At 69.6% G+C, this 16210-nt stretch carries 14 protein-coding genes; 8 read left to right on the top strand and 6 right to left on the bottom strand.

Features of this window, described 5'->3' with window-relative positions; all coding sequences use genetic code 11:
• Window positions 1-293 precede the first annotated feature (293 nt).
• Both I9P22_RS10695 and I9P22_RS10690 read left to right on the top strand, forming a co-directional pair.
• Window positions 294-1463, top strand: a complete 1170-nt coding sequence (locus I9P22_RS10695; protein WP_199259469.1) for a glycerate kinase family protein — start codon at window positions 294-296, stop codon at window positions 1461-1463.
• Between the two features lie 107 nt (window positions 1464-1570).
• Window positions 1571-2308 carry a calcium-binding protein gene (locus I9P22_RS10690; RefSeq protein ID WP_199259468.1) on the top strand — a complete coding sequence of 246 codons (738 nt, stop codon included), beginning with the start codon at window positions 1571-1573 and terminating at the stop codon, window positions 2306-2308.
• Window positions 2309-2370: 62 nt separating this feature from the next.
• Here the strand turns inward: I9P22_RS10690 and I9P22_RS10685 are convergent, their stop codons facing one another.
• The gene (locus I9P22_RS10685) at window positions 2371-3378 is read right to left on the bottom strand and encodes a LacI family DNA-binding transcriptional regulator (RefSeq protein ID WP_332909019.1); all 1008 of its coding nucleotides are present in this window, start codon (window positions 3376-3378) and stop codon (window positions 2371-2373) included.
• Window positions 3379-3513: 135 nt separating this feature from the next.
• Here I9P22_RS10685 and I9P22_RS10680 point away from each other — a divergent pair, with 135 nt between their 5' ends.
• The 5 genes from I9P22_RS10680 to I9P22_RS10660 are packed head-to-tail and all read left to right on the top strand — an operon-like array spanning window position 3514 to window position 9179.
• Window positions 3514-4572 (top strand): sugar phosphate isomerase/epimerase family protein, encoded by a 1059-nt coding sequence (locus tag I9P22_RS10680; RefSeq protein WP_199259466.1) that lies wholly within the window; start codon window positions 3514-3516, stop codon window positions 4570-4572.
• 1 nt (window position 4573) lies between these two features.
• Window positions 4574-5713, top strand: coding sequence for a Gfo/Idh/MocA family protein (locus I9P22_RS10675; protein WP_199259465.1), 1140 nt, complete (start codon window positions 4574-4576; stop codon window positions 5711-5713).
• The gene (locus tag I9P22_RS10670) at window positions 5710-7215 is read left to right on the top strand and encodes a sugar ABC transporter ATP-binding protein (protein ID WP_199259464.1); all 1506 of its coding nucleotides are present in this window, start codon (window positions 5710-5712) and stop codon (window positions 7213-7215) included. Before I9P22_RS10675 ends, I9P22_RS10670 begins: the two co-directional genes overlap by 4 nt.
• Window positions 7212-8216: an ABC transporter permease gene (locus I9P22_RS10665; RefSeq protein WP_199259463.1), complete on the top strand. Its 1005-nt coding sequence runs from the start codon at window positions 7212-7214 to the stop codon at window positions 8214-8216. The genes I9P22_RS10670 and I9P22_RS10665 overlap by 4 nt, the downstream gene beginning before the upstream one ends.
• A 27-nt stretch (window positions 8217-8243) precedes the next feature.
• A complete protein-coding gene (locus tag I9P22_RS10660; protein ID WP_199259462.1) occupies window positions 8244-9179 on the top strand; it encodes an ABC transporter substrate-binding protein in 936 nt (311 codons plus the stop codon).
• 70 nt (window positions 9180-9249) lie between these two features.
• Here the strand turns inward: I9P22_RS10660 and I9P22_RS10655 are convergent, their stop codons facing one another.
• Entirely contained in the window at window positions 9250-9459 is a 210-nt protein-coding gene (locus I9P22_RS10655; protein ID WP_199259461.1) for a hypervirulence associated TUDOR domain-containing protein, read from the bottom strand.
• 156 nt (window positions 9460-9615) lie between these two features.
• Between I9P22_RS10655 and I9P22_RS10650 the strand changes: the two genes are divergently transcribed.
• The gene (locus I9P22_RS10650; protein WP_199259460.1) at window positions 9616-10203 is read left to right on the top strand and encodes a YdeI/OmpD-associated family protein; all 588 of its coding nucleotides are present in this window, start codon (window positions 9616-9618) and stop codon (window positions 10201-10203) included.
• An 8-nt stretch (window positions 10204-10211) separates the two neighbouring features.
• On the opposite strand, the gene I9P22_RS10645 is transcribed toward I9P22_RS10650, so the two are convergent.
• The 4 genes from I9P22_RS10645 to rnk form a co-directional block, all read right to left on the bottom strand.
• On the bottom strand, window positions 10212-11324 hold the full coding sequence (locus I9P22_RS10645; RefSeq protein WP_199259459.1) for an ABC transporter permease: 1113 nt from the start codon (window positions 11322-11324) through the stop codon (window positions 10212-10214).
• Complete coding sequence (gene rbbA, locus I9P22_RS10640; RefSeq protein ID WP_199259458.1) at window positions 11321-14071, bottom strand: ribosome-associated ATPase/putative transporter RbbA; 2751 nt, start codon at window positions 14069-14071, stop codon at window positions 11321-11323. The genes I9P22_RS10645 and rbbA overlap by 4 nt, the downstream gene beginning before the upstream one ends.
• Complete coding sequence (locus I9P22_RS10635) at window positions 14068-15138, bottom strand: HlyD family secretion protein (protein ID WP_199259457.1); 1071 nt, start codon at window positions 15136-15138, stop codon at window positions 14068-14070. Before I9P22_RS10635 ends, rbbA begins: the two co-directional genes overlap by 4 nt.
• A 201-nt stretch (window positions 15139-15339) precedes the next feature.
• Complete coding sequence (rnk, locus tag I9P22_RS10630) at window positions 15340-15765, bottom strand: nucleoside diphosphate kinase regulator (protein ID WP_199259456.1); 426 nt, start codon at window positions 15763-15765, stop codon at window positions 15340-15342.
• Between the last annotated feature and the right edge of the window lie 445 nt (window positions 15766-16210).

Raw genomic sequence — 16210 nt, 5'->3', positions numbered from 1 at the left:
GTCGCCATCGAGGCGGCCCGGCCGCTGCCCCGCCCGGATCGCCGCCTGGCCGCACCGGCCCCGCCGCGCAAGGCCCAGCCGCAGCGCCGGCCGGCGCATGGATTGCAGGAGCTGAACCGCATCCTGCGACCGGCGGGATTTCGCATCATTATCCGGTAAAAGACTGGAAAATATCGACAAAAGGCGGCCTCGGCCGTCTTTTTCCATCCGCGTCGCAAATTTTTCGCCTTGGGCGGGAATAAGGGCCGCGGCCGGGCCGTAATCCCTCCAGACAGCAGGAAAGGATATGCGAAATGTCTCTGACCGTTCTGATCGCGCCCTCGGGGTTCAAGGAATCGCTCTCGGTCAAGGATGTGGCCGACGCCATCGCCCGCGGCGTGCGCCGGGCCGCGCCCCATGCCACCATCCTGACCGCCCCCATGGTCGATGGCGGCGAGGGCACGACCGAGGCGCTGGTCGCCGCCACCGGCGGCCGGATGATCGCCACCACCGTCACCGGCCCGGTCGGCGAGCCCGTCGCCAGCTTCTGGGGCCTGATGGGCGGCGATGGTCCGCGCAGCGCGGTGATCGAGATGGCCGCCGCCGCCGGCCTGTCGCTGGTGCCCCGCGACCGCCGCGACCCGACGCTGACCACCAGCCGCGGCGTGGGCGAGCTGATCCTGCAGGCCCTGGACCATGGCGTCGAGCGCATCCTGATCGGCTGCGGCGACAGCGGCATCAACGATGGCGGCGCCGGCATGGCGCGGGCGCTTGGCGCGCTGCTGCTGGACGCCGAGGGGCGCGAGCTGCCCGAGGGCGGCGGCGCGCTGGAGCGTCTGGACCGCATCGACGTGACCGGCCTCGATCCCCGGCTGGCCGGGGTGCGGATCGACGCGGCGGTGAACTGGCACAACATGCTGCTGGGGCCGCGCGGCGTGGCCCGCGTCTTCGGCCCGCAAAAGGGCGCGACGCCGGAACAGGTCGAGCAGCTGGACCGTGGCATGGCCCGCCATGCCGCCGCGATCCTGGCGGCGACCGGGCGCGAGGTGGCCGGGATGCCGGGCGCCGGCGCCTCGGGCGGGTTGGGGGCCGGGCTTGCCGGCCTGGCCGGCGCGACGCTGCATCCGCGCTTCGACATCATGCTGGATTACCTCGATTTCGACCGGCTGCTGTCCCGCGCCGATCTGGTCATCACCGCCGAGGGCGCGTTGGACGGGCAAAGCCCCTATGGCAAGGTTCCCTGCGAGGTGGCGCGCCGTGCCGAGGCGCTCGGCATCCCGACCATCGCGCTGGCCGGCAGCATCGGCAAGGGCGCCCGCCAGACCTATGAGCACGGCATCGGCGCCTATGCCTCGATCATGCGCCGGCCCTGTTCGCTGGACAAGGCCATCGGCCAGGGCGCCAAGCTGCTGCGCGCCGCGGCCGAGAACGCCATGCGCATGCTGCTGGTCGGCCAGCGCCTGGCCGCCCGCGCCCGCGCCTGAGGCGCACGCCATTCCGCCCCGGCCGAACCGGCAGCCGGAGTGCGGGGCACGGCCCCCAAGGCCGTTTCCACACCATGCCGGCGCAACGAAAGTGACGGAGAAGAACCATGGCCAACATTCGTGGCAACGACGACGACAACCGCCTGAACGGCACCAGCCTTGCGGATCGCATCTGGGGCATGTCGGGCGACGACACCATCCTGGGCTACCAGGGCAACGACACCATCGACGGCGGCTCGGGCAGCGACCGCATCAATGCCGGACACGGCCACAACCGTGTCTTCGGCGGCGAGGGCAACGACGTCATCGACGCCGGCGGCGGCAACGACGTGATCGCCGCCGGCTCGGGCAATGACGTGGTGCGGGCCGGGCACGGCAACAACTCGATCGCCCTGGGCGAAGGCAACGACCTTTCGGTCAGCGGTGCCGGCCGCGACATCATCGCGGCGGGCGAGGGCAACGACACCATTCGCGCCGGCGCCGGCAACGACATCCTCTATGGCGGCGAAGGCGACGACCGGCTGCTGGGCGAGGCCGGCCACGACCGCATCATCGCGCACGAGGGCAACGACACGCTGAACGGCGGTAGGGGCAACGACACCATGACCGGCGGCGAGGGCGCGGATGTCTTCGTCTGGAACGGCGGGCGCGACCGGGTGACGGATTTCGACCGCGACGACGACGTGATCGACCTGTCCGCCTATGCCCGGTTCGACAGCTGGGCGGATATCCGCGGCGCAGCCGTGCAGGTCGGCAACAACGTGGTGATCCGGGCCGGTGCCGATCAGCTGGTCATCGAGGATACCCGGCTGAACCAGCTTAACGGCGACGATTTCAACTGGTAAGCGGCTATTCCTCGAAACGTGCGGCCGGCGTCACAGCCGGCCGCCTTGTCATGGAGGGCCGGTCAGGCGGGGGCGGCGGTGCTGGCACGGACCAGCAGCTCGACCGGCAGGATCTCTTCTTCGGGGCAGGGCTTGCCGTCGATCAGCGCCAGCAGCGCGTTGGCGGCATGGCGGCCCAGCCGCGCCCGGTGCTGCCGGATCGTGGTCAGGGGCGGCAGGGCATAGGCGGACATCTCGATATTGTCGAAACCGACGACCGAGATGTCCTCGGGCACCCGCAGCCCGCCCTGCACCAGCCCGTTGATCAGGCCGATGGCCATCTCGTCATTGTCGCAGAAGACGGCCGTCGGCGGCTCGGCCATCGCCAGGATGCGCTGTGCCGCCGCATGGCCCGAGCGCAGCGAGAAATCCCCCGCGAGCAGGGCGCCGTCTGCCAGGCCCGCCGCCCGCAGCCCCGCGCAGACGCCGGCGCGGCGCGAGACGGTCAGCGAATTCTCCTCGGGGCCGGTCAGGTGCAGGATGCGGCGATGACCCAGCCCGGTCAGGTGACGGATCGCCAGCCGCCCGCCCTCGGCATTGTCGGCCAGCACGCGGGGTGCCGGCAGCCCCCCGATCCATTCGCAGGCCTGCACCACCGGCGGGCAGCTCGGCTGCCGAAACAGCGCCGGCTGCAGGCTGCCGTCCAGCACGATCACCCCGTCCGCGCGCGAGCGGGTCAGATAGGCGCCAATGGCTTCGGGACCGGCGCCGCCGCGCGCGGTGGTGTCCAGCACCAGCAGGTTCAGCCCGTTGCCGCGCAGCACCTCGGCGATCCCCGACAGGATCTGCGAGAAGAACGGATTGGCCAGGTTGGGCACCAGCGCCAGCACGCCGCCCACCTGCTGCTGGCGCAGGTTCCGCGCCGTCACGTTCAGCGTGTAGCCGGTTTCGGCAATCGCTTCCTCGACCGCAAGGCGGGTGGGCTCGGCCACGATGGCGGGGTTCGACAGCACGCGGCTGACGGTGGCGGCCGACACCCCGGCCAGCCTGGCGACATCCTGGATCCGGGGCGGTCTTGCGGTTCTGGTCACGCGGTCCTGCGCAATGCGGTTTTCCCGATGGATAGCGGAAAATACCCCATTGTAAACCATTTCATCTTGTGAGACCTTCTTCTGAAACCGATTACATGATGGTCGGCCGGGAGAGAATCCAGCTGGGGGAGGAGAATGAGGACAATCAAGGGCCCTGGGCTGTTCCTGGCCCAGTTCGTCGGCAGCGCGCCGCCTTTCGACAGCTTCGACGGCATCACCGCCTGGGCTGCCGATTGCGGCTTCCTGGGCGTGCAGCTGCCGTCGGGGGCAGGTGTGCTGATCGACCTGGAGCGCGCCGCGACCTCGCGCGACTATTGCGACGAGCTGCAGGGAAGGGCGGTGCAGAACGGCGTCGAGATCACCGAGCTTTCCGCCCATATCCAGGGCCAGCTGGTCGCGGTGCACCCGGCCTTCGACGAGGCTTTCGACGGCTTCGCCCCGGCGGCGCTGCGCGGCAATCCGGCAGTACGGCAGGAATGGGCGGTGGATCAGGTCCGCAAGACCATCGACGCCTCGGCCAATCTGGGCCTGGACCGGATGGCGGCCTTTTCCGGCGCGCTGGCCTGGCCCTATTTCTACCCCTGGCCGCAGCGGCCGGCGGGGCTGGTCGAGGCCGCCTTCGACGCGCTGGCGGCGCGCTGGCGGCCGATCCTCGACCATGCCGATGCGAAGGGCGTCGACATCTGCTTCGAGATCCATCCCGGCGAGGATCTGCACGACGGCGCCAGCTTCGAGATGTTCCTGGACCGCCTGGACCAGCACCCGCGGGCGAAGATGCTTTACGACCCTTCGCATTACCTGCTGCAACAGCTTGATTACCTTGCCAATCTGGACATCTATGCCGAGCGTATCGGCATGGTCCACATCAAGGATGCCGAGTTCAACCCGACCGGCCGGCAGGGCGTCTATGGCGGCTACCAGCCCTGGCTGGACCGTGCCGGGCGCTTTCGCAGCCCCGGCGACGGCCAGGTCGATTTCAAGGCGATCTTCTCGAAGCTGGCGGCGATGGATTTCGACGGCTGGGCGGTGGTGGAATGGGAATGCGCGCTGAAGCATCCCGAGGACGGCGCGCGCGAAGGGGCGGCCTTCGTCCGCGACCATATCATCCGCGTGACCGACCGCAGCTTCGACGATTTCGCCGATGGCGGCGCCGACCGGGCTGCCAATCTGCGGATGCTGGGACTGGGGGCCTGAGATGCGGCAGCATGTTCCCATCCGCCTTGGCATGGTCGGCGGCGGCGCCGGCGCCATGATCGGCAATGTACACCGCATCGCCGCGCGGCTCGACAACCGTTTCCGGCTGGTGGCGGGTGCGCTGTCCTCGACCCCCGAAAAGGCAGCGGCCAGTGCGGCCGAGGTCGGGATCGAACGCAGCTATGACGATTTCGAGGAGATGGCCCGGGCCGAGGCGACGCATCCGGACGGGATCGAGGCGGTGGCGATCTGCACGCCGAACCACCTGCATTTCCCCGTCGCCCGCGCCTTCCTGGCCCAGGGCATCCATGTGATCTGCGACAAGCCGATGACCGCCACGCTGGAGCAGGCCCGCGAGCTGGCCGAGTTGGTGCGCGGTTCGGGCGCGCTGTTCGTGCTGACACATAATTATTCCGCCTATCCGCAGATCCGTCAGGCCCGTGCCATGATCGCGCGCGGCGACCTGGGCCGGCTGCGGCTGGTGCAGGTCGAATATGTCCAGGACTGGCTGACCGAGGAAAGCCGCAGCAAGCAGGCCGAATGGCGCGGCGACCCGGCGCGGGCCGGGGCGGGCGGCGCGATCGGCGACATCGGCACCCATGCCTTTCAACTGGCGCGCTTCGTCACCGGCATGCGGCCCGAGCGCATTGCGGCGGACCTGTCCAGCTTCGTGCCCGGCCGCCGGCTGGATGACAACGCGCATGTTCTGATGCGTTATGCCAATGGTGCCAAGGGGATGCTCTGGGTTTCTCAGGTGGCGCCGGGGACCGAGAACGGGCTGAAGCTGCGCGTCTATGGCGACAAGGCCGGCTTGGAATGGGCGCATGAGGCGCCCGAGACGCTGTGGTTCACCCCCTTCGGCCAGCCGGCGCAGAAGCTGCGCCGCGCCGGGCCGGGCACCGCGCCCGGGCTCGAACGCCTCAGCCGCGTGCCGTCCGGCCATCCCGAGGGCTATCTGGAGGGTTTCGGCAATCTCTATGCCGAGGCGGCCGAGGCGATCCGCGCCCGCCAGGCCGGCGAGCCGCTGCCCGGGCATCTGGCGCTGCCGGGGATCGAGGACGGGCTGGAGGGGCTCTGCTTCATCGACGCCTGCATCCGCTCGCACGCCCAGGACGCGGCCTTCGTCGAGGTGATGCCGTGACCGCCCCGATCCTGGCCCTGCGCGGCGTGACCAGGTCCTTCGGCCCCATCGAGGTGCTGCATGGCGTCGATTTCGCCCTGCATCCTGGCGAGGTCCATGCCCTGATCGGCGAGAACGGTGCCGGCAAGTCCACCGCCATGAAGATCCTCGCGGGCTATCTCGACCCGACCGGGGGCGAGGTGCTGCTGGACGGAACGCCGATCCGCTTTGCCGGCTCGGACCAGGCCGAGGACCTGGGCATCATCATGATCCACCAGGAGTTCAACCTGGCCGAGCATCTTGCCGTCGACCAGAACGTCTTCCTGGGCCGCGAGCTGAAGCGGGGCTGGTTGCTGGACCACAAGGCCATGCGCGCCCGCACCGCCGAGCTGCTGGCCAGCCTGGAATGCCGCGTCGATCCGGCCGAGCCGGTCCGGCGCATCTCGGTCCCCGACAAGCAGATGGTCGAGATCGCCAAGGCGCTGTCGCGCAAGGCGCGGGTGCTGATCATGGACGAGCCGACCGCCGTGCTGACCGAGCGCGAGACCGAGGTGCTGTTTCGCCAGATCGAGCGGCTGCGGGCCGAGGGCGTGGCGATCCTTTACACCTCGCACAAGCTGGGCGAGGTCAGCCGCATCGCCGACCGGGTGACGGTGCTGCGCGACGGGACCATGGTGCGATCCGATCCGGCCGCCGGGCTGACCCAGGACGACATGGCCGCCGCCATGGTCGGGCGCGAGCTGTCGGACCTTTATCCCGCCAAGGCCGCCGGCGGCGCCGAGCCGGTGCTGGAGGTCGAGGACCTGGCCGTGCCCGGCCTTGTCGAGGACGTCAGCCTGACCCTGCGGCGTGGCGAGGTGCTGGGCATCGGCGGGCTGGTGGGGTCCGGCCGGACCGAGCTGGCCGAGGCCATCGTCGGCTTGCGCCCGCGCAGCGGCACGGTGCGGCTGAAGGGCCGCGAGCTGGCGCCCGAGCGAGTCGCCGAGGCGATGCGGGCCGGGCTGGTCTACCTGACCGAGGACCGCAAGGGTGCCGGCCTGCTGCTGGAAAAATCCCTGCGCGAGAACCTGACCCTGCCCTTGCTGGAAACCTTCGGCTGGCCGCTGATCGACCGCAGGCGCGAAGAGGCGGCGCTGGACAAGGCCATCGCCGATTTCGCCATCCGCGCGCCCCAGCGCGGCATGGCGGTGGGCAACCTGTCGGGCGGCAACCAGCAGAAGCTGCTGCTGGCCAAGACCCTGCTGAGCGACCCGGACGTCATCATCATCGACGAGCCGACGCGCGGCATCGACATCGGCACCAAGCAGCAGATCTACGGCCTGATCGCCGGGCTGGCGGCCGAGGGCCGCAGCATCATCGTCATTTCGTCCGAGATGCCCGAGCTGATCGGCCTCGCCAGCCGGGTGGTCGTCATGCATGCCGGCCGGAAGGCGGGCGAGCTGGCCGGCGAGGCGGTTACCGAGGGCGGCATCGTCCGCCTGGCGATGGGCATGGAGCAGACAGCAAGGGACAATGCGGCATGAGCGGCACGGCCAGCATCTCGAAAAACCGGGCGAGGGGCGCCCGCAGACCGGACCTGCGGGTGATCGGCCCGCTGGTGGCGCTGGTGGCGCTGGTGCTGATCGGCATGGCGCTGAACCCGAATTTCCTCAGCTATGCCAACATCACCAACGTGCTGGCGCGGTCGGCCTTCATCGGCATCATCGCCATCGGCATGACCTTCGTGATCACGGCGGGCGGGCTCGACCTGTCGGTGGGCTCGATGGCGGCCTTCGTCGCCGGGCTGGCGATCCTGGTGATGAACGCGCTGGCCGGCAGCATGGCCGGGCTGCCGGTGCTGCTGCTGGGCATCGCCCTGGCGCTGCTGTCCGGGCTGGCGGCCGGGTTCATCAACGGCATCCTGATCACCCGGGCGGGGATCGAGGCCTTCATCCTGACGCTGGGCACCATGGGCATCTATCGCAGCCTGGTCACCTGGCTGGCCGATGGCGGCACGCTGTCGCTGGGCTACGAGCTGCGCGAGCTTTACCGCCCGGTCTATTACGGCGGGCTGTTCGGCGTCAGCTGGCCGATCATCGTCTTCGCCCTGCTGGCGGTGCTGGGCGAGGTGGTCATGCGCCACACCGCCTTCGGCCGGCATTGCGCCGCCATCGGCTCGAACGAGAAGGTGGCGCGCTATTCCTCGGTCGCGGTGACGCGGGTCAAGCTGGCCACCTATGTGATCCTGGGCCTGCTGGTCGGGATCGCGGTGGTGATGTATGTGCCGCGGCTCGGCTCGGCCTCGGCCACCACCGGCCTGTTGTGGGAGCTGGAGGCGATCGCGGCGGTGATCATCGGCGGCACATTGCTGAAGGGCGGCTTCGGCCGGGTCTGGGGCACCGTGGTCGGCGTGCTGATCCTGTCGCTGATCGGCAACCTGCTGAACCTGACCGACTTCGTCAGCCCCTATCTGAACGGGGCCATCCAGGGCGTCGTCATCATCCTTGCGGTCGTGCTGCAGCGCGATACCGGCGCGGCCCGCTGAACTTAACCTGAGGGAGGGATAACCATCATGAAGAAGACCCTGATCGCCGGCACGGCGCTGATCGGCCTATATGCCGGGCCGGCGCTGGCCGAGACCATCGGCATCTCGATTCCGGCCGCGACGCATGGCTGGGCGGGGGCGCTGAACTTCCATGCCGAGCGCACCGTCGAGCGGCTCAAGGCCGCCAATCCCGAGCTGGATTTCGTGCTGACCACCACCTCGGACCCGGGCCAGCAGGTCTCGGACCTCGAGGACATGGTGGCCACGCGCAACATCGACGCGCTGGTGGTGCTGCCCTTCGAATCCGAGCCGCTGACCGCGCCGGTGCAGCGCATCGCCGAAAGCGGCGTCTGGGTGACGGTGGTGGACCGCGGCCTGAGCCAGGAGGGCATCGAGAACCTGTATGTCGCTGGCGACAATGACAGCTTCGGCCGCACCGCCGGCAAGTATTTCGCCGACACGCTGGAGGACGGCGCCAAGGTGGTGGTGATGCGCGGCATCGCCTCGACCGTGGACAACGAGCGGGTGGCGGGCTTCCAGGCGGCGCTGGAGGGCTCGGGCATCGAGGTCCTGGCGATGGACCATGCGAACTGGAACCGCGACAACGCCTTCAACCTGATGCAGGACTACCTGTCGCGCTTCCCGGAAATCGACGCGGTCTGGGCGGCCGACGACGACCAGGCGGTCGGTGCGCTGGCCGCCATCGAGCAGGCCGGGCGCGAGGGCGAGATGATCGTCGTCGGCGGCGCCGGCATGAAGGAGATGGTGGACCGCATCCGCAAGGGCGACAAGACGGTGCCGGTGAACGTGACCTATCCGCCCTCGATGATCTCGACCGCGATCGAGATGACCGCGCTTGGCCTGACCGGCGCGGCGCCGATGAGCGGCGAGTTCATCCTGGCCTCGGAGCTGATCACGCCCGAGAACGCCGAGAAGTTCTATTTCGAGGACAGCCCCTATTGATCGGCTGACCCCGGGCGGCGCGGGCGTCTCGCGCCGCCGTTTCGTGCCGGGACTGTTGCCGCCGGAATGATCAGGCAGGATCCAGCGCGCTGCCCTTGTGCGCGGCGATGTGATCGGTCCTGTCGCTTTTGATCTCGTATTGCGGTTCGTCTTCAGAGGCGCGATGCCGGTGCCCCTTGTAGTCGAAATCCCTGGTATGGATGGCGATGATCGTGCCCGAGACGCGGCCGGCCTCGGAATTCCAGCTGACATGATCGCCGATCGCGAATTTCCCGGGCATCCCGCCACCTCCTGATCGTGGGCATGATAGCGCGATCCGGCCGCGCTGTCGCGGCCTGCCCTGCGCGGGGTTCCGCCGCTGCCTCTCGACAGGCCGGCCCCGCCGCGCCAAAATTGCCGCCGACCAGCCAAGGAAACGGACCCGAGGAAGCCGACGATGCCCGACAAGCACACCAAGGTCGATGCGCTGTTCGACAAGCTGACCGACTGGCGGGAGGAGCTGGAGGCCCTGCGCGCCATCCTGCTGGCCAGCCCCCTGACCGAGGAATTCAAGTGGCGTTCGCCGGTCTATACCTGGGAGGGCCACAATGTCGCGATCATCTGGGGCTTCAAGGACCGCGCGACGCTGGGCTTCTTCAAGGGCGTGCTGCTGAAGGATCCCGAAGGCATCCTGGAAGCGCCGGGCGAGAACTCGCGCTCGTCCCGCACCATCGACTTCACCGATCCGGCGCGGGTCAGGACGCTGGCGCCGGTGCTGCGCGCCTATATCGAGGAGGCCATCGAGATCGAGAAGGCCGGGCTGAAGGTCGATTTCCCCAAGGACGACCTGGATTACCCCGAGGAACTGGTGGCGCGGCTGGACGGCGATGCCGAATTCAGGACCGCCTTCGAGGCGCTGACGCCGGGCCGCAGGCGTGGCTGGGTGCTGCATTTCTCGCAGGCCAAGCAATCGGCGACCCGCGCCGCACGCATCGAGAAGGCCGCGCCGCGCATCCTGGCCGGCAAGGGGATGCAGGACCGCTAAGGCGGCGGTCAGGCAAGGAAGCGGCGGAACTGCCGCAGCGCCAGCCAGAACAGCGCGCCGCCGATCACCGCCAGCGCCAGGAATTGCGGCCAGACCACCCCCAGCCCGGCGCCGCGGAACAGGATGCCCTGCGACAGGATGACGAAATGCGTGTTGGGCGCCAGCGACATCAGCGCCTGGATGATGTCGGGCATGCTTTCGCGCGGGGTCATGCCGCCGGACAGCATCTGCAGCGGGAACAGCACCAGCATCAGCAGCAGCCCGAATTGCGGCATCGACCCGGCCACCGTGGCCAGGAAGATGCCCATCGAGGTGGTGGCGAACAGCATCAGCGCCGCCGCGGCGATGAACAGCGGCACCGAACCCGCGACCGGCACCTGCAAGGCCATCTGCACCACCACGGTGATCGCGAAGCTGGAGGCCAGCAGCACGACAAGGCCCATGGACCAGATCTTGGACAGCATGATCTCGGCCGCCGTTACCGGCATGACCAGCAGGTGCTCGACGGTGCCGTGCTCCTTTTCGCGGATCAGGGCGGCGCCGGTCAGGATGATCGACAGCATGGTCACGGCGTCGATGACGCTGTTGATCGCGCCGAACCAGCTTGCGTCCAGCGCCGGGTTGTAGCGCGCCCGCAGCGCCAGTTCGACCGGCAGGGCGGCTTGCTCGCGGTGGCCGGCCGTGAACTCCTGGACCTCGGCGCTGACGATCTGCTGGACATAGCCGCTGCCGGTGAAGGCCTGGCTCATCCGGGTGGCATCGACGTTCAGCTGGATTGCCGGGTGGCGGCCGGCCAGCAGGTCGCGCTGGAAATCGGGCGGGATGTCCAGCGCGAACGTGTCCAGCCCCTCGTCCATGCGCCGGTCCATCTCGGTGGTGGTGATCAGCCGCGGCGTGCCGAAATAGGGCGGGGTGAAAGCCGAGACGATGCGTCGGGACAGGGTCGAGCGGTCCTCGTCCACCACGGCGATGGCGGCGTTGGACAGGCTTTCCGGCATCGCCTTCGACTCGGTATAGATCGACAGCGAGAAGGCGTAGACGATCAGCAGCAGCATGGCCGGGTCGCGCCACAGCCCGCGCAGCTCCTTGATGCCCAGGTTCCAGACGTTGCGCAGCCTCATTTCGCCTGCTTCCTCAGCAACAGGGCGCTGAGCCCCAGGATGATCGGAACGGCCGCTGCCAGCGCCGCGAAGGCCATGCCCATGTCGTCGAAGCCCAGCCCCTTGGAGAAGGCCCCGCGCGAGGCGATGATGAAATGCGTCGTCGGATAGACCTCGCCGATGGCGCGGCCGACGCCCTGCAGCGAGGAAACCGGGTCCAGCAGCCCGGAATATTGCGCGCCCGGGATCATGGTCAGCAGCACGGTCGCGAACAGCGCCGCCGCCTGGCTGCGCATGAAGGACGAGATCAGCAGGCCCATGGCCGTGGTGGCGGTGACGTAAAGCGCCGCCGCCAGCGCCAGCGCCGCCAGGCTGCCGGTCAGCGGCACGCGGAACGCGAAGACCGCGAAAGCCGTCATCAGCGCAAAGTTCAGCATGGCCAGCGCCACATAGGGCAGTTGCTTGCCGATCAGGAATTCCAGCCGGGTGACGGGCGTCACGTAGAAGTTGATGATCGAGCCCAGCTCCTTTTCCCGCACCACGCTCAGCGTGGTCAGCACCGCCGGGATCAGCAGCAGAAGCAGCGGGATCACCGCCGGCACCATGGCGACCAGGCTTTTCACGTCCGGGTTGTAGCGAAACCGCGTCACCAGCTCGAAACTGCCCTGCACGGCGGCATCGCCCTGCGCCTCGCGCGTCTTGCGCATGATCCAGTCGGCATGCATGCCCTGGACATAGCCGCGCACGGTTTCGGCCCGCGTCGGGTTGGCGCCGTCGATCCAGGCGCCGACCTGCACCGCGCCGCCGCGCGCCACGTCCCGGGCAAAGCCGGGCGGGATCTCGATGGCCAAGGCCAGCTGGCCGCTGCGCATGCGCGCGTCCATCTGCCCGTAATCCGCCAGCGGCGCGGTTTCGGTGAAATAGCGCGAGCCGGCGATGTCCAGCACATAGTCGCGCGAAGTCGTGGTCTGGTCGCGGTCGAGCACGGCGAAGCTCAGGTCCTCGACATCCATGTTGATGCCGTAGCCGATGACGAACATCAGGATCAGGCTGCCCAGCAGCGCCAGCGTCAGCCGGATCGGATCGCGGCGGAGTTGCAGCGATTCCAGCCGGGAATAGCTCAGCATCCGCCGCAGGCTGAACCAGCCGCCGGTCCGGGCCGCCGTCTCGGCGGTTTCGGCAAGCGGGGCGGGGGCGGGCTCGTCGCCGATCGCCTCTTGCAGATAGGCGACGAAGGCGTCGTCCAGCGTCGCCGCGCCCTTGGATTGCCTGATTGCCTCGGCCGTGTCGCTGACCAGCACCCGGCCGGCATGCATCAGCGAGATGCGGTCGCAAAGCTCGGCCTCGTTCATGAAATGGGTCGAGACGAAGATCGTCACCCCGTCCTGGCGCGACAGCTCGCCCAGCATGCGCCAGAAGGCGTCGCGCGCCACCGGATCGACGCCCGAGGTCGGCTCGTCCAGGATCAGGATCTCGGGACCGTGGATCATCGCCACGGCCAGCGACAGGCGCTGGCGGATGCCGAGCGGCAGGGCGTCGGGCAGGTCGTCCGCCACGGCCTCAAGCCCGAAACGCTCGATCATTTTGCGGACGCGGTCGGCGACCTGACCCGCCTCCATGCCGAACAGCCGCGCGTGCAGGTCGAGGTTCTGCCGCACCGTCAGCTCGGAATAAAGCGAGAAGGACTGGCTCATGAAGCCGACCCGGCGGCGCACCGCCATGTCGGACGGATCCACCTCGATCCCGAACAGCCGCGCCGTGCCCTCGCTGGGTTCGAGCAGGCCGGTCAGCATCTTCATCGTCGTGGTCTTGCCGCAGCCGTTCGAGCCGAGAAAGCCGAAGATCTCGCCCTTGCCGATGCGGAAGCTGACATCGTCGACGGCGGTGAAATCGCCGAAGCGCATGGTCAGGTGCCGCGCCTCGATGGCGGTCTCGCCGTCCGCGGCCCGGCGCGGCGGAATGCGGACCGGCTGGTGCCCCCGCCTTTCGCTGTCGGGCAAAAGCGCGATGAAGGCGCGGTCCAGATCCTCGGCCCCGGTACGTTCCAGCAGCTCGGCCGGGCTGCCGGTGGCCAGCACCCGGCCCGCATCCATCGCCACCAGCCAGTCGAAGCCTGCGGCCTCCTCCATATAGGCGGTGGCGGTGATGACGCTCATGCCGGGGCGGTCGCGGCGGATGCGGCCGATCAGCTCCCAGAACTGGCGGCGGGACAGCGGATCGACGCCGGTGGTCGGCTCGTCCAGGATCAGCAGGTCCGGGTCGTGGATCAGCGCGCAGCACAGGCCCAGCTTCTGCTTCATCCCGCCCGAAAGCTTGGCGGCGGGACGGTCGCGGAACGGCGACATGCCGGTCGCGGCCAGCAGCGCGTCGATGCGGCGCGCGCGCTCGGCCGGGCCGTGGCCGAAAAGCCGGCCGAAGAAATCCAGGTTCTCGGCCACCGACAGCGTCGGATAGAGGTTCCGGCCCAGCCCCTGCGGCATATAGGCGATGCGCGGGCAGATGCGGGCGCGGTGGCGGGCGCTGGCCATGTCGCCGCCCAGCACCCGGACCCGGCCCTGCTGGATCGCCCGCGCCCCGGCGGCCAGCGACAGCAGGCTGGACTTGCCGACGCCGTCCGGCCCGATCAGCCCGACCATCCGCCCGGCGGGAACGGCCAGCGTCACCCCGTCCAGCGCCACCGCCTTGCGATAGCGCAGCGAGACGCCGGAAAGCTCGGCCACGGGCGGAGTATCGGGCGGGGCGTCGGGCGGATCGGGCGGGGGAGTCATTCTACCAGGTTGGACAGGCTGTCGGGCCAGCCCGCCTCAGCGTCGATGCGGACATAGGCGGTGCCGGGCAGGCCGGTCTTGACGTAATTGCTGTATTTGCGCAGCAGGCCGGGATCGACCTGGGCGCGGACGCGGAACATCAGCTTCTCGCGCTCCTCGGCGGTCTCGACGGTCTTGGGGGTGAACTGCGCCACGTCCGCCACGTAAGAGATGCGCGCCGGGATGACGGATTGCGGGGCGGCGTCCATGACCAGCCGTGCCTCGGCCCCGACCTCGACCCGACCGGCCTGCGCGGTGGGCAGGAAGAAGGTCATGTAGACATCCTCAAGATCGACCAGGCTCAGGATGCGCCCGCCCGCGGCGACGATCTCGCCTTCCTGCGCGATCAGGTATTGCACCCGGCCGTCGCGCGGCGATTCCAGCGTCGCGTCGCCGATCTGCACCTCGATGGCCTCGATCGCCGCCCGGGCCGCGTCCACCGCCGCCTCGGCATCGACGACCTGGGCGCGGGCGGCGCCGATTCCGGCCTCGGCTGCGGCCAGGTTCGCCTCGGCCGAGGCCAGCGCCGCCTGCGTCTCGCGCGCCGAGGCACGCACGTCGTCCAGCAGCTGCTGCGAGGCGACGTTGCTGCGCGCCAGGCTTTCGGTGCGCGCCAGCCGGGCCGCGGCCGCATCCGCCGCCGCCCGCGCCTGCTCGACTGCCGCGACCGCGGCCTTGTGCTGCGCCTCGGCCTGGGTCACCAGACTTTGCGCGGTCTGAACCCCGATGCGGGCGCGGCGCAGCTGCGCCTCGGCCTGCCGCTTCTGCGCGTCGAGCTGCAAGGTGTCCATCTGCACCAGAACCTCGCCCTTGCGGACCACCTGGCCCTCGGCGGCATGGATGCGGGCGATGCGGCCGGCGGACAGGGCCGAGATGTCGATCTCGGTCGCCTCGATCCGACCGTTGCCCGAGGCAATGCCGACAAGCTGGTCCTCGCGCGCGAGGCCCTGCCAGGCCAGCCAGCCGATGACGCCCAGCACCGCCGCGGCGGCGGCCACGCCCCACCAGGATCTTGCCTTGCTTGCCATGGACAACCTCCGCGTTCAGGACGGCGGCGCGAATCGATGCGCAGCCCTACCATAGCCGCCATGCCGGCGAGGCGCCGCGCCGAAAATGCCGCATGCCGCCGGGTCAGCGCCCGGCGCGTCCCGAGCTGTTCCGGCATGGCGCTGGCCAGGTCGATGTGATGGCCAGGTCGATGCGATGGAAGGCGTCTATCCGGCCGCCGATCAGCTGGTTGTCATCGCCCGCCGCCCCGCCCAGGCGGCCGGGCCGACGGCCAGCACGGTCAGTTCGCGCGTCTCGCCCGCGCGGGTCTCCCAGGTGAAGCGGGCGCCGGTCCGCAGCCCGATCAGCGCCACCCCGATGGGCGTCAGAACCGAGGCGCGGCCCGCGGCGATGTCGGCATCCTCGGGCCAGGCCAGCACCACGCTCTGCTCGCGCCCGGTGCTCTCGTCGCGAAAGGTGACGGCGCTGCCGATGCCGGCCGCGTCCGCGGGCATACGCGCCTGCGGCAGGGTGCGGGCGCGGGCCAGTTCGGTCAGCAGCCGCTCGGCAAGCGCGGGATTGCGCGCCATCGCCGCCTCGGCAAGGCGTTCCAGCCGGTCGAGCGTCTCGCTGGCGATGATGACCGGCGGTCGCGATGTTCTGGCCATGTCGGCTCCTTCGGGCAATGTCATGCGGCGCCCCGGCCGGAATGCGGCCGTTGGGGCGAGGGGGGATGGCTGGATCGGGGGCACCCCGGGCGCGAGGTCAGCGCGGCGACGCCTCTGCCCGGGGCAGGGCGCGCGTCAGCAGCACACCGGCATGGCGCCGGCTCCTGCAGGAGGGAAAGCAGCGGGTCATGGCGGCAGTCTAGCCGCCGGGGCGGGGCCTGTCGAGGGCGCGGGCCGTCCCGTCTGTCTGATCCCTGCGGCGGCGGCGATGAACAGGACGAACACGTCAGGACCGACCAGAGAAAGGGTCGCGTTCATGCCGGTGCTCCTTTGCCCTATGTCCGCCGGTCCCGGTCCGATGATGCGACCGGGCAGGGGGTGAAAGATGTCCGCGCCTGACGGTTCCTGATCCGCCCGCTTCCGCCGCCCGCCGACACCCGCCGCG

The organism is Paracoccus binzhouensis (genome assembly GCF_016446475.1).
Taxonomy (GTDB): domain Bacteria; phylum Pseudomonadota; class Alphaproteobacteria; order Rhodobacterales; family Rhodobacteraceae; genus Paracoccus; species Paracoccus binzhouensis.
This window is presented reverse-complemented; position numbering and strand designations above follow the sequence as displayed.

Coding starts and splice junctions, on each gene's coding strand:
- I9P22_RS10695 (WP_199259469.1), top strand. CDS start 294: ATGTCTCTGACCGTTCTGATCGCGCCCTCGGGGTTCAAGGAATCGCTC.
- rbbA (WP_199259458.1), bottom strand. CDS start 14,071: ATGACTCCCCCGCCCGATCCGCCCGACGCCCCGCCCGATACTCCGCCC.
- I9P22_RS10655 (WP_199259461.1), bottom strand. CDS start 9,459: ATGCCCGGGAAATTCGCGATCGGCGATCATGTCAGCTGGAATTCCGAG.
- I9P22_RS10665 (WP_199259463.1), top strand. CDS start 7,212: ATGAGCGGCACGGCCAGCATCTCGAAAAACCGGGCGAGGGGCGCCCGC.
- I9P22_RS10635 (WP_199259457.1), bottom strand. CDS start 15,138: ATGGCAAGCAAGGCAAGATCCTGGTGGGGCGTGGCCGCCGCCGCGGCG.
- I9P22_RS10650 (WP_199259460.1), top strand. CDS start 9,616: ATGCCCGACAAGCACACCAAGGTCGATGCGCTGTTCGACAAGCTGACC.
- I9P22_RS10645 (WP_199259459.1), bottom strand. CDS start 11,324: ATGAGGCTGCGCAACGTCTGGAACCTGGGCATCAAGGAGCTGCGCGGG.
- I9P22_RS10690 (WP_199259468.1), top strand. CDS start 1,571: ATGGCCAACATTCGTGGCAACGACGACGACAACCGCCTGAACGGCACC.
- rnk (WP_199259456.1), bottom strand. CDS start 15,765: ATGGCCAGAACATCGCGACCGCCGGTCATCATCGCCAGCGAGACGCTC.
- I9P22_RS10660 (WP_199259462.1), top strand. CDS start 8,244: ATGAAGAAGACCCTGATCGCCGGCACGGCGCTGATCGGCCTATATGCC.
- I9P22_RS10675 (WP_199259465.1), top strand. CDS start 4,574: ATGCGGCAGCATGTTCCCATCCGCCTTGGCATGGTCGGCGGCGGCGCC.
- I9P22_RS10680 (WP_199259466.1), top strand. CDS start 3,514: ATGAGGACAATCAAGGGCCCTGGGCTGTTCCTGGCCCAGTTCGTCGGC.